Genomic DNA, 12901 nt, shown 5'->3' with positions numbered 1-12901 from the left:
GGCGCAGAACCGAGGGCGAGGTGATCGTCGATGAGCAGCGCATCGGTAGGAGCCGAAGCGCCTGGCCTGGCGGGCACCGCTGAGGTACGCGCTTACGGCCAGTATGTGAACGGGCGGTGGATCGAGGTGCCCGGCGAGGGGGAGGGGATCGTACGCCTCGCCCCCGGCAGCGGTGGCCGCGTCATCGCCCGGTTCGCCGCGGGCACCCCCGACGATGTCGCCGAGGCCGTGAGCGCCGCCCGCCGCGCCTTCGACACCGGTCCCTGGCCGCGGCTGACGGGTATCGAGCGAGGCCGGGTGCTGCTGCGCCTGGCGGCGCTGCTGCGCGAGCGGGCCGAGCGCTTCGCCCGCCTGGAGGCCGAGGAGGTCGGCAAGCCGATCCGGCTGGCCAGAGGCGATGTGGCGGCCACCGTCGACATCATCGAGTACGCCGCCGGACTGGCCATGGCCGCACACGGCGACGTCCACACCAACCTCGGCGAGGACTACACCGCCTGGACGGTGCGGGAGCCGGTCGGCGTTGTCGGCATGATCACGCCGTGGAACTTCCCGCTGTTGCAGGTGGCCCAGAAACTCCCGTTCGCCCTCGGCGCCGGATGCACGACCGTGATCAAGCCCTCGGAGCTGACCTCGGGCAGCACCCTGGAACTGGCCCGGCTGACCGAGGCCGCGGGTGTCCCGCCCGGTGTGGTCAACGTGGTCACCGGTTACGGTCGCGACGCCGGCCGGCCACTGGCCGGGAGCCGCGGCGTCGACCTGCTCTCCTTCACCGGCAGCACGGCCACCGGCCGGGCCGTCATCGCCGCGTCCGGGGAACACGCCACGCGACTCTCCCTGGAGCTCGGCGGCAAGGCGGCCAGCGTCGTCTTCGCCGATGCGGACCTCGACGACGCCGTCGACGGGGTGCTCTTCGGGGTGCTCTTCAACCAGGGTGAGTGCTGTGTGTCCGGGGCGCGCCTGCTGATCGAGGAAAGCGTGGCCGACGCCTTCGTGGACCGGCTGGCCGAGCGTGCCGCCCGCGTCCGGGTCGGCGCTCCGCTCGATGAGCGCACCGAGGTCGGGCCGCTGATCAGTGGTGACCACGTCACGAAGGTGCTGGACTACCTGACCGACGAGGCCCTGGACGGCGCGCGGATCCTCACCGGCGGAGCCGTCCTGAGCGATGCCGCGCACGGCGGTGGCGACTATCTGCCGCCGACCGTCGTCGACGGTGTCGGTCCCGACAGCCGTCTGTTCCGCGAGGAGATCTTCGGCCCCGTCCTCACCGTCACCCGTTTCACCGGCTTCGAGCAGGCCATGGACCTGGCCAACGCCGTCGACTACGGACTGGCCAACACGGTGTGGACCAAGGACGTCGACAAGGCCATGCGCGCGGCGCGCCGGCTGCGCAGCGGGCGCGTATGGATCAATACGACCCTGGACGGGTCCCCGCAGCTGCCGGCCGGCGGAATGGGAGCCAGCGGTTACGGCCGCGAGCTGGGCCAGGCCGGGTTCGACGAGTTCACCGAGGTGAAGTCCGTACAGCTGCGCACCGGCCCCCGGACGCCCTTCTTCGACGCGTCACCGGCGCCACGCCCTGGTGAGGAGTGACCCGTCCCATGACCCGAGACCATGAATTCGACTACGTCATCGCCGGTGGCGGCAGCGCGGGCTGTGTGCTGGCCAACCGGCTCTCGGCGGACCCCGCCGTCCGGGTGCTGCTGATCGAGGCAGGGCGACAGGACCGCAATCCGCTCATCCACGTGCCCGCCGGATTCGCCAAGCTCACCGCCGGCCCTTATGAATGGGGCTTCCGCAGCCGGCCGCAGGAACACTGCGACGGGCGGGTCATTCCGCTCGCGCAGGGCAAGGTGATCGGCGGCGGAGGGTCCATCAACGCCCAGGTGTTCACCCGGGGGGCCCGTGAGGACTACGACCACTGGGCCGAAGCCCACGGCTGCGCCGGCTGGAGTTTCCGGGATGTCCTCCCGTACTTCCTCCGCTCGGAGGACAACAGCCGGCTGTCCGCCCCCCTGCACGGGAACGGCGGGCCCCTCGGAGTCAGCGACCCCGCCAATCCGCATCCGCTGTCGATGGCCTTCGTCCGGGCCGGCCAGGAATTCGGGCTGCCGTTCAACGCCGACTTCAACGGTGAGTCGCAGTACGGGGTGGGGCTGTACCAGAACACCACTCGTGGCGGTCGTCGGTGCAGCGCGGCGGTCGGCTACCTCCGCCCGGTCAGGAAACGCCCCAATCTCGCGGTGAGGACGGGCCATCTGATCGGGCGCGTGCTCCTGGACGGCAAGCGGGCGACCGGCGTGGAGACCATCAGCGGCACCGCGCGCCATCGCTTCCGGGCCCGGCGTGAAGTCATCCTCTGCTCCGGAGCCCTGGGATCGCCGAAGGTCCTTCAGCTGTCCGGGATCGGTGACCCGGACGATCTGCGTGCCGCCGGGGTCGAGGTGGTGCACGCGCTGCCGGGAGTGGGCAAGAACCTGCACGACCACTGCGACCTCGACATCATCTACGAGCTCAACGCGTACCAGAGCATGGACCGTCTCTCGCGGGTCCGGCCTGCCACGCTGGCCGCGGGCATCGAGTACGCGGCGTTCCGCAAGGGGCCGCTGGCCTCGACCGTGGTCGAAGGCGGTGCGTTCGGCTACGGAGACCGTGCGGCGACGGCACCGGACCTGCAATTCCACTTCCTGCCCGCAGCGGGTGTCGAGGCGGGGATCGCCGCGGTGCGCCCCGGCTACGGCTGCACCCTGAACTCCTACTTCGTAAGGCCCCGCAGCCGGGGAACCGTCCGGATCGCCTCGGCCGACCCGGCACGGCCGCCGCTGATCGACCCCAATTACCTGGCGGATGACTACGACCTCGACATGAGCGTCGAAGGCGTCCGGCAGAGCCGCGAGATCATGGCGCAGCCCTCCATGGCGCGGCACATCAGGGCGGAACATCTGGCCGGAGGCCGGAAGCTCGACTCCAAGGACGATTACGTCCGCTTCGTCCGTGGCCATGGACGCACCTCGTATCACCACGTCGGAACGTGCGCGATGGGCGACTCCGACTCCTCCGTCGTCTCGCCCGACCTGAAGGTCCACGGCCTGAGCGGACTGCGCGTGGCGGACTCGTCCGTCATGCCGAGGATCGTCAGCTCCAACACCCAGGCGCCCACCGTGATGATCGCGGAAAAGGCGTCCGACCTGATTCTCGACACGGTCTGAACCATCCCGAGAGCCGCACAAAGGATCCCCTCATGAGCAACGCCGTCCGCCACCCGAGATCAGGAGGTGGGATGCATGTACGAGTTCGCTGAAGCCGGCCTCCGGCTGGACGCCGGACCGATCGACTATGTGCTGATCGCCGTGTACTTCACCTTCGTGCTGGGCATCGGGGTGGTGGCGCGCCGAAAAGTCTCCTCCAGCATGGACTTCTTCCTGTCCGGCCGCTCCATGCCCGCCTGGGTCACCGGTCTGGCGTTCATCTCGGCCAACCTGGCCGCGGTCGAGATCCTCGGTATGACCGCCACCGCCGCGCAGTACGGCCTCCCGGCGGTGCACTATTACTGGATCGGCGCCATCCCGGCCATGGTCTTCCTCGGCCTGGCGATGATGCCCTTCTACTACGGCTCCAAGGTGCGCAGCGTCCCGGAGTTCCTGCTGCGGCGGTTCGGCCCCTTCGCCCATCTGGTGAACTCGATCAGCTTCGGTGTGGCCCAGGTCCTGATCGCGGGGGTGAACCTCTACGCCCTGGCGACCGTGGTGAATCTGCTGCTGGGCTGGCCCATCTGGATATCGGTCGTCGCCGCCGGGGCGATCGTGCTCGTCTACACCGTCCTCGGTGGCCTGTCCGCGGCCATCTACAACGAGGTCATGCAGTTCTTCGTCGTCCTGGCGCTGCTGATACCGCTGACGCTCGTCGGGCTGCACAAGGTCGGCGGCTGGGACGGACTGGTCTCGAAGGTCGGCCACGCCAGCGCCGATCCCGCGCTCGAAGTGCACACCTGGCCGGGCACCAACCTCACCGGCATCGGCGACTCCACGCTCTCGGTGCTCGGCATCGTCTTCGGCCTCGGCTTCGTGCTGTCGTTCGGCTACTGGACGACCAACTTCGCCGAGGTGCAGCGCGCCCTGTCGGCCAGGAGCATGTCGGCGGCCCGCCGTACCCCGCTGATCGGCGCCTACCCCAAGACGCTGGTCATCCTGGTCATCATGATCCCCGGCATGCTCGCCGCCGTGCTCTCTCCCGAGCTGACCCGGCTCAAGGCCGCGAACGCGGCCGATCCCGGGGTGCAGAGCGTGGGCGGTGTGTCGTTCAACCAGTCCATCGAGCTGCTGATGCGCGATCTGCTGCCGAACGGCATGCTCGGGGTGGCCATCGCGGGCCTCCTCGCCGCGTTCATGGCGGGCATGGCCGCCAATGTCAGCTCCTTCAACACCGTGGTCACCTACGACATCTGGCAGACCTATGTGAAGAAGGGCAAGCCGGACGCCTACTACCTCGGCGTCGGCCGCGCCATCACCGCCGTCGGCTGCCTGGCGGCGATCGGCACGGCGTTCATCGCCGGCAGCTTCGGCAACATCATGGACTATCTCCAGACGCTGTTCGGGTTCTTCAACGCTCCGCTGTTCGCCACCTTCATCCTCGGCATGTTCTGGAAGCGCATGACCCCCGCGGCCGGTGGCATCGGCCTCATCGCCGGTACGGCGGCGGCGATCAGCGTCGACATGCTCAACCGGGAGGGCGTGCTGCATGTCTCGGGCCAGGGGGCCAGCTTCCTCGGGGCCATCGCGGCCTTCGTGGTCGACATCGTGCTGAGCGTCGCCGTCTCGCTGGCCACCAAGCCCCGGCCCGACTCCGAGCTGGGCGGTCTGGTCTGGTCCCTGACACCGCGCAGTCAGCGGACCCACAGCGAGTCCGGCGAGGACGCCGGCTGGTACCGCAAGCCCGTGGTACTCGGTGCCGGGGTGCTGGTCCTGACCGCCGCGCTCAATATCGCCTTCTGGTGAGAGGGGAACATCCGATGCCCGAGAACCACCCCCCGCGCACCTCGGCCGGCAGGGGCCTCGAGCTCCTGCTCGACCTGCGCAGCATCATCGCGGCCCTGTTCGGGATCTACGGCGTCGTGCTCACGGTCATGGGCGCGGCCGGGCCGTCCCGGGCGGAACTGCACAAGGCCGGCGGCTGGAACGTCAATCTCTGGTGCGGGATCGCGATGCTCGTCGTGACGGCCCTGTTCGGCGGGTGGGCGGTACTCCGGCCCGTCCGCGTACAGCCGGGATCGGAGCGGGACCTGCCCGAGCACCCGTGACGGGCCGCCCCGCTCCCCGGCGGAAGAGCGGCCCGAAGTGAATGTCGACGACCAAGGAGCTGTCATGAATACGATCCCCCAACGTGCGCTGTCGGACGGCGCGTCGATTCCCGCCGCCGGGTTCGGCACCTACCCCCTGTCCGGACCCGATGCGGAGTCGGCGGTGCGCGACGCGATCGCGGCGGGCTACCGCCTGATCGACACCGCCGCCAGTTACGGCAACGAGGCCGAGGTCGGCCGGGCCGTCGCCACCAGCGGTGTGCCGCGTGCGGAGGTGTTCCTGATGACCAAGTTGCGCGGCCGGGACCAGGGGTACGAGCGGACCCTCGCGGCCTTCGAGGAGTCGGCCGCGCGACTCGGTGTGGATTACGTCGACATCTACCTGATCCACTGGCCGCTGCCCCGCCTGGACGCGTATGCCGACTCATGGCGTGCCATGATCAAGCTCCGCGAGGAGGGGCGGATCCGGTCGATCGGGGTCAGCAACTTCACCCCGGTCCATCTGGACCGGCTGAGCGAGGAGACCGGGGTGATGCCCTCGGTCAACCAGATCGAACTGCACCCGAACTTCACCCAGTCCGGGCAGCGGCACGCCGACGCCGCACGCTCCATCGCCACCATCAGCTGGGGCCCGCTGGGCCGGGGGAGCGGCATTCTGGCCGATCCCGTCGTGACCGGGCTGGCCCGCGCCCACGGTGTGACACCGGCCCAGGTGGTCCTGCGCTGGCACCTCCAGCTGGGCGCGATCCCCATCGCCAAGTCGGCCACGCCCGAGCGTCAGCGCGCCAATCTGGACATCTTCGGCTTCGACCTGACCGCGGCGGAGGTGGCCGCGCTGAGCGGTCTGGAGCGCGGGCGGCTCGGCGGCGATCCGGACACCTACGAGGAGTTCTGACACCCCGTACAGCAACGCGATGGCGCCGGATCAGGGATCCGGCGCCATCATTCGTATCGGGTCAGCGAGCGTCTTCGACGATCATGTCCGAGCCGTGTTCGGCGATCATCACGGTCGGCGCCTGGGTGTTGGAACTGACGATACGAGGCATGATCGAGGAGTCCACCACCCGCAGCCCGCGCAGCCCGTGCACCTTCAGTCGCGGTGAGACGACGGATTCGTCCGAGTCACCCATGGCACAGGTGCCGACGGGGTGGTACGCGGTCCTTCCGTGTCCCCGTACGAAGGCGATGTAGTCGTCCTTGGTGCGCACCGGACGGCCACCGGCCAGGTGCTCGGCCTTGATGTGGGGTGCCATCGACGGCTGTCCCATGATCTCGCGGCTCTGCCGGACCCCCTCGATCGACATTTCGAGGTCGTGGTCGTCGGCCAGATAGTTGGGGTCGATCAAGGGTGCCCGACTCGGGTCGGGCCCCGCCACCCGTACCGTGCCACGGCTGCGCGGCCTGAGGAAGTAGGAGTTCAGGGTGCAGCCGTAGCCGCGGCGCACCGCGGCGATCCCGGCCTCGACCCCCGCGGCCGGAAGGAAGTGGAATTGCAGGTCCGGGGTGGGTTCCTGTTCGTCGCCGTAGGCGAAGCCGCCCGCCTCCACGACGGTGGACGCCATCGGTCCGCGACGGAAGGCGGCGTACTGCACGGCGGCCGCCGCCGTGGCGGGCAGGGGCCGCTCGTAGCGGTCCATGCTCTGGTACGAGGTCAGTTCGTAGACGATGTCGAGATCACAGTGGTCCTGGAGGTTCTTGCCCACACCGGGCAGCGCGTGGACGACCTCGATCCCGGCCTGCTTCAGGTCCGCCGGGTCGCCGATGCCCGACAACTGGAGGATCTTCGGGGAGCCGAACGCGCCCGCGGCCACGATCACCTCTCGGCGGGCGGTGTAGCGACGCGTCGTACCGCCCTCGACGGTCTCGATGCCGGTGGCCCGGCCGTGGTCGGTGACCACGCGCCTGACCAGGGCGCCCGTCTTGACCACGAGGTTCTCCCGGCCGCGGGCGGGGCGGAGATAGCCCACCGCGGCACTGCACCGGCGGGAGTGGCGGGTGGTCGTCTGGTAGAGCCCGACCCCGTACTGCTCGGCGCCGTTGAAGTCGCTGTTGTACGGCAGCCCGAACTCCTGACCGGCCCGTACGAACGCCTGGGACAACGGATGCGGATTGACCAGGTCCGACACCGAGAGAGGGCCTTCGGTGCCGTGCAGCGGGCCGGACAGCCGCTCGTTGCGCTCGGACCGTACGAAGTACCTCCGCACCTCCTTGGCGGACCAGCCCTCGCAGCCGTGGACATCGGCCCAGTCGTCGTAGTCCTGGGCGACACCACGGGTGAACACCTGGGCGTTGATCGAGCCACCGCCGCCGATGACCTTGCCCTGGGCCAGGGGTATTCGACGTCCGGCACAGTGTTCCTGGGGTTCGCTGACGAACCCCCACTGGTAGGGACCGGCGGTGAGCTTGGCGAAGCCGGCCGGTACATGGATGAAGGGGTGCCGGTCCGGACGCCCCGCCTCGAGGAGCAGTACCCGTACGGACGCGTCCGCGCTGAGCCGGCCTGCCAGCACACATCCCGCCGTCCCCCCGCCCGCGATCACATAGTCGAACGAGCCATCCTGCTGTGCCACAACAACACTCCTGGTTTCGGTCTCCGGTGAGCGGCCGCCCGTGCCCCTACTGGGCGCCGCCGCGGAAGAACGGTGTGCGCTTGCCCGACCGGATCTGGACGGTCTTCACCTCGGTGAACTCCTCGAACCCGGCCTGCCCCATCTCGCGGCCGTAGCCGCTGCTCTTGACACCACCGCCGGGCAACTGGGGCGCGCCGTCGATGGTGGTGTTCACCCAGACCGTGCCGCTGCGCAGCCGTCGGCCCAGCGCCAGCGCGGTGTCGATGTTCTTGCTCCACACCGAGTTGGCGAGCCCGTACTCGACCGCGTTGGCGAGTTCCACCGCCTCGTCCTCCGTACGGAACCGGCTGATGGCCAGGACCGGCCCGAAGACCTCCTCGCTGAACAGGCGGGAGGTGGGCGACACCTGGTCGATGATCGTGGGAGCCATGAAGTACCCCGCGCCGAGGCCGTCCGCGGTGAGCCGGGTGCCTCCGGCCACCACCCGGGCTCCCTCGGCCCGCGCGCCGTCCACGGAAGCGAGGACCTTGTCCAGGTGAGCGGCGTGGATCAGGGCCCCGATATCGGCGTCCTCGTCGAGCGGCGCTCCCACCCGCAGTGTGCTCACCCGGTCCACCAGTGCCTGGACGAACTGATCGGCCACGTCCTGGTGAACCAGCAGGCGCGCTCCCGACACACAGCACTCGCCCTGGTTGAACAGCACCGCGAAGAGTACGCCGTCGACGGCGTCCTCGAGATCGGCGTCGGGGAAGACCACGCTGGCCGCCTTGCCACCGAGCTCCAGCGAGAGCCTCTTGAGGTTGCCCGCGGACGCCTCGACGACGGAGCGTCCCACCGCGGTACTGCCGGTGAACGACAGCACATCCACGTCCCTGGACTGTGCCAAGTGGTGGCCCACGGTCGACCCGGGTCCGGTGACGACGTTGAACACACCACCGGGGAGACCCGCCTCGGCCGCGAGCTTCGCGATCTCCAGCGTACTGCCCGAGGTCAGCTCGGACGGCTTGCACACGGTGGTGCACCCGGCCGCCAGGGCGAACGGCAGCTTCTGCATGAGCAGCAGCAGCGGAAAGTTCCAGGGAGTGATCATGGCGACCACTCCGCACGGTTCGCGGGTGACCAGCCCGGTGAAGTCCGGCCCGAGATTGGTGTGCACCTGACCGTGGCTGGTCACCGCCAGGGCGGCCGCGTATTCGGTCAGCGCGATGCCGGTGGCGACGTCAGCGCGGGCCAGCCGGATCGGCTTGCCCGACTCCTCGGCGTCGATGCGGGCGAGTGTCTCCTGGTCGCGGCGCATGAGGGAGGCCAGGGCGCGCAGTACCGCGGCACGCTCCTGCCCCGAGCGGTTCGGCCAGTCGCCCTCGTCGAACGCGCGGCGTGCCGCGGCCACGGCCGCCTGCGCCTGGGCGGGGTCGCCATGGGTGAACCGGGCGACCACCTCCTTGGTGCCGGGGTTCTCGCGGGTGATGAACTCCGCCGACGGCTGGACTTCCGCACCGTCGATGAAGATGCCGTAGCTGCGGACAGGACGCCCGGTGACCGGGGCTGTCATAGGCCCTCCTAGAGAGCGTTTACTCAGATCTTGGTGAGCTGGTCGTCACGCTAACAGCGGCGTAAACTGCTAACAAGAGAAACTGCATCGCCAATCCGGGAAACGTTTTCTCACCGAGATCGACACGGCTCGCACCATGGGGGGCCGACGTCCGGACGGCGTGAGCGCATCTCGCGCCCGCGAGGTGGGCCCGCCACGACCGGGTGTGCCACGATCTCCGGGGAGGAGCCGGCCGGGTCGGCGGAGCGCGGCAGGCTTCCGGAGAGGGAGCGATGGGGAGGCGTAGGTGAAGGAGCGGCGTCGCGTCACGATCAGGGACGTAGCGGATGCTGCCGGTGTGTCGGTCGCCACGGTGTCACGGGTCATGAGCGGCTCGCTCAAGGTCAACCCGGAGATGGCGGAGCGGGTGCGCCGCGCCACGGAGGAACTGGAGTACCGGCCCAACGGCGCGGCCCAGGGGCTCGCCTCGGGGATGCACCGCAGTGTGGGCGTGGTCCTGCCGGACCTGTCCAACCCCTACTTCCACGGCATCATCAAGGCGACCAATGTGGGTGCGGCCCGCGACGGCTACCGCATGCTCGTCACCGAGTGGCAGGAGCCCGGTGAGGAGCTGGGCGTCTGCCTCGACGTGCTCTCCCGGGTCGACGGCCTCCTGGTGCTCTCCGCCAGGATGGAGACCGACGGCCTGCGGGATCTCGCGGCCCGCGGGGTCCCCACGGTGCTGGTCAACCGTGTCGAACTCGGAGTGGACCTCCCCATGGTCGCGGTGGACAACTTCTCCCCGATGCTCGAGCTGTGCCAGCACCTGGCATCGCTGGGCCACCGCCGGGTGGTCTATCTGGCCGGTTCGCCTGGCGCATGGCAGAACCGTGAGCGCTGGAAGGCCGTCCAGCAGGCGCGCATCCTCGGGCTCGACCCGGTCATGGTCGCCTCGGACGCCACCATCGAGGCCGGTTACGAGGCGACCGACGAGGCGCTGGGCCATGACCCGACGGCCCTGATCGCCTTCAACGACCTGGCCGCGCTCGGGGCCGTCGCCCGCCTGCGTGAGCTGGGCCTGAAAACGCCCGAGGACATCTCGGTGACCGGCTTCGACGACGTGGCCCTGGCCCGGTACGCCGATCCCGCCCTGACGACCATCGTCAGCCCCAAGGCGGCCCTGGGCGAGCAGGCGTGGGTGATGCTGGAGGCCAGTCTGCGCGGCGAGCGGCTGGAGCAGCCGCCGTTGCTGTCGGCGACCTTCGTACAGCGTGCTTCCACCGGTCCGGCCAAGGGATCCCGCACGTGAATGGGAGGCCCTTCGGTGTCCGGACCTCATAAAATCTAATCAAGACCTGCGAAAGCCGCGTAAAAGCCTCATAAAGGAAGAGGGTGAGGTGAGCGGGCATGACCACAGGAGCCGCCGCCCCCGGCGGCCGGCCCGACGAGACGTTCATGAGCCTGGCGTTCGTCCAGTCTCCGGACGCCCTCGCGCTCTGCGACACCGACCTGCGGCTGGTGCGGACGAATGCCGAGATGGCGCGGGTGCTGGGCCTCTCCGAGGACCGGACGCGCGGGCTGCCGGCCTCGGAGATCGTCCGGCCCGGCGAGGGCGACAGAATCGTCGCCGTCATGCGTCAGGCGCGGGAGAGCGGTGTGGCGCAGCGCTTCGAGACGTCCTTGCGGACACCGGACGGGAGCTCCCTGTGCTTCTGGTCGGTGTCCGCGATCCCGCTGAAGGACCGGAACGGCCAGGTGCGCCGTCTCTTCCTGGCCGCGCGGGACAGTACCGAACAGCACCGGGCCCGGCAGCGGCTGCTGCTGATCAACGAGGCGAGCACCGGCATCGGCTCGACGCTTGACATCACCCGCACCACACAGGAACTGGTCGACGTGCTGATGCCCAGGCTGGGAGACTTCACGAGCGTCGACACCCTGGCCGCTCTCGAAGGCGGCGGGGAACCCGGCCCCGGCACCCTGACCGGTGCGATCACGATGCGCCGCAGGGCGCATGGCTCCATCGTCCAAGACGAGCCCATGGTCCCCATCGGGACCATGGCCACCTACCCGGAGTTCACCCCGGCCGCCGAGAGCCTGGCCGCGGGCCGGGGGAAGATCTATACGGTGACGGAGGCGGCCTTCGAGCGATGGGCGACCTACGACCCGGTCCGGGCGGCGCGGTCGCGCTCCTTCGGGACGCACTCGTTGATGGCGGTGCCGATGCGCGCCCGCGGTATCACCCTCGGTGTCGTGGTCGTCACCCGCCATCAGCGGCCGGAGCCCTTCGGGCCGGACGATCTGCTGCTCGCCGAGGAGATCATCGCCCGTGCGGCCGTCTGCGTGGACAACGCGCGCCGCTACACGCGCGAGCGCGGCACCGCCATCGCCCTCCAGCGCAGCCTGCTGCCTCAGCGGCTGCCGTGCCAGTCGGCGCTCGAGGTGGCCTCCCGCTATCTGCCGGCCGGGGAGCTGACCGGTGTGGGCGGCGACTGGTTCGATGTCATTCCGCTCTCGGGCGCCCGCGTGGCGCTGGTCGTCGGCGATGTGGTGGGCCACGGCATCCACGCTTCGGCCAGCATGGGCCGGCTGCGGACGGCGGTGCGGACGCTGGCCGACATCGACCTGCCGCCCGATGAGCTGCTCACCCATCTCGACGACCTGGTCACCCGGGTCTCCGACGAATCGGAGGCCGCCGAGGCGGCGGATGACGACGGAGGTATGGGCGCCACCTGTCTCTACGCGGTCTACGACCCGACCTCGCGCCGGTGCTGCCTCGCTCGCGCCGGCCATCCGCCACCGGCCGTGGTGGCCCCGGACGGGACCGTCGACTTCATCGACCTTCCCGTGGCCCCGCCGCTCGGCCTGGGCGAGCTGCCGTACGAGTCCGCCGAGGTCGAACTGGCCGAGGGCAGCCTCCTGGCCCTCTACACCAACGGCCTGATCGGAGCCCGCAGCCGTGACCTCGACAAGGGCTTCGAAGCCCTGCGAGACACGCTCACCCGGCCCGCCGAATCACTGGACGACCTCTGCGACACCGTGCTGGATGACCTGGTACGCGGCCGTCCCGCCGATGACATCGCCCTGCTCATCGCCCGCCCCCGGGCCCTGGAGGCCGACCAGATCGCGACCTGGGACCTGCTCGCGGACCCCTCGGCCGTCGCCACGGTGCGCAGAAAGGTCTCGGCGCAGCTGGCCGACTGGGGGCTGGACGAGGCCGTCTTCACCACCGAGCTGGTGGTCAGCGAGCTGGTCACCAATGCCATCCGGCACGCCGGCACGCCCCTCCGGCTGAGGATGATCCACGACCGCAGCCTGATCTGCGAGGTGTCCGATGGCAGCATCACCGCACCACATCTGCGCCGTGCCCGCACCTTCGACGAGGGAGGACGCGGGCTGCTTCTGGTCGCCCAGCTCACCCAGCGCTGGGGAACCCGCTACACCCGCGACGGCAAGACCATCTGGGCGGAGCAGCTCCTTCCCACCGGCTGAGCGCCGACCCCCTCGCGC

General features: G+C 69.8%; 9 protein-coding genes. 7 read left to right on the top strand and 2 right to left on the bottom strand.

All coding sequences use genetic code 11. The features are described 5' to 3' along the window. Positions 1-30 precede the first annotated feature (30 nt). From J2Z30_RS05455 to J2Z30_RS05435, 5 genes are all read left to right on the top strand, one after another. Positions 31-1590: an aldehyde dehydrogenase family protein gene (locus tag J2Z30_RS05455; protein WP_044578521.1), complete on the top strand. Its 1560-nt coding sequence runs from the start codon at positions 31-33 to the stop codon at positions 1588-1590. An 8-nt stretch (positions 1591-1598) separates the two neighbouring features. Continuing rightward, entirely contained in the window at positions 1599-3206 is a 1608-nt protein-coding gene (locus J2Z30_RS05450; protein ID WP_044578522.1) for a GMC family oxidoreductase, read from the top strand. A 75-nt stretch (positions 3207-3281) separates the two neighbouring features. Then, on the top strand, positions 3282-4991 hold the full coding sequence (locus tag J2Z30_RS05445; RefSeq protein WP_044578523.1) for a sodium:solute symporter family protein: 1710 nt from the start codon (positions 3282-3284) through the stop codon (positions 4989-4991). Positions 4992-5005: 14 nt separating this feature from the next. Beyond that, entirely contained in the window at positions 5006-5293 is a 288-nt protein-coding gene (locus J2Z30_RS05440) for a hypothetical protein (RefSeq protein ID WP_044578525.1), read from the top strand. Positions 5294-5357: 64 nt separating this feature from the next. Beyond that, the gene (locus J2Z30_RS05435) at positions 5358-6188 is read left to right on the top strand and encodes an aldo/keto reductase (RefSeq protein ID WP_044578527.1); all 831 of its coding nucleotides are present in this window, start codon (positions 5358-5360) and stop codon (positions 6186-6188) included. A gap of 61 nt (positions 6189-6249) precedes the next feature. On the opposite strand, the gene J2Z30_RS51295 is transcribed toward J2Z30_RS05435, so the two are convergent. Together J2Z30_RS51295 and J2Z30_RS05425 are read right to left on the bottom strand one after the other, a co-directional pair. Further along, positions 6250-7863 carry a GMC family oxidoreductase gene (locus J2Z30_RS51295; protein ID WP_044578529.1) on the bottom strand — a complete coding sequence of 538 codons (1614 nt, stop codon included), beginning with the start codon at positions 7861-7863 and terminating at the stop codon, positions 6250-6252. A gap of 46 nt (positions 7864-7909) precedes the next feature. Continuing rightward, a complete protein-coding gene (locus J2Z30_RS05425; protein WP_044578531.1) occupies positions 7910-9415 on the bottom strand; it encodes an aldehyde dehydrogenase family protein in 1506 nt (501 codons plus the stop codon). 286 nt (positions 9416-9701) lie between these two features. Between J2Z30_RS05425 and J2Z30_RS05420 the strand changes: the two genes are divergently transcribed. Both J2Z30_RS05420 and J2Z30_RS05415 read left to right on the top strand, forming a co-directional pair. Continuing rightward, positions 9702-10703 (top strand): LacI family DNA-binding transcriptional regulator, encoded by a 1002-nt coding sequence (locus tag J2Z30_RS05420; RefSeq protein ID WP_044578533.1) that lies wholly within the window; start codon positions 9702-9704, stop codon positions 10701-10703. 98 nt (positions 10704-10801) lie between these two features. Next, positions 10802-12883, top strand: coding sequence for a SpoIIE family protein phosphatase (locus J2Z30_RS05415; RefSeq protein ID WP_052701711.1), 2082 nt, complete (start codon positions 10802-10804; stop codon positions 12881-12883). Positions 12884-12901: the final 18 nt, after the last annotated feature.

The organism is Streptomyces iranensis, assembly GCF_017874715.1.
In the GTDB taxonomy this organism is placed as follows: domain Bacteria; phylum Actinomycetota; class Actinomycetes; order Streptomycetales; family Streptomycetaceae; genus Streptomyces; species Streptomyces iranensis.
Note: the sequence above shows the minus strand (reverse complement) of the source record. Positions and strands in the feature narration are given on the sequence as shown.

Bases quoted from the DNA above. Each gene is read 5' to 3' on its own strand.
- J2Z30_RS05455 (WP_044578521.1), top strand. From the start codon at position 31: ATGAGCAGCGCATCGGTAGGAGCCGAAGCGCCTGGCCTGGCGGGCACC.
- J2Z30_RS05450 (WP_044578522.1), top strand. From the start codon at position 1,599: ATGACCCGAGACCATGAATTCGACTACGTCATCGCCGGTGGCGGCAGC.
- J2Z30_RS05445 (WP_044578523.1), top strand. From the start codon at position 3,282: ATGTACGAGTTCGCTGAAGCCGGCCTCCGGCTGGACGCCGGACCGATC.
- J2Z30_RS05440 (WP_044578525.1), top strand. From the start codon at position 5,006: ATGCCCGAGAACCACCCCCCGCGCACCTCGGCCGGCAGGGGCCTCGAG.
- J2Z30_RS05435 (WP_044578527.1), top strand. From the start codon at position 5,358: ATGAATACGATCCCCCAACGTGCGCTGTCGGACGGCGCGTCGATTCCC.
- J2Z30_RS05425 (WP_044578531.1), bottom strand. From the start codon at position 9,415: ATGACAGCCCCGGTCACCGGGCGTCCTGTCCGCAGCTACGGCATCTTC.
- J2Z30_RS05415 (WP_052701711.1), top strand. From the start codon at position 10,802: ATGACCACAGGAGCCGCCGCCCCCGGCGGCCGGCCCGACGAGACGTTC.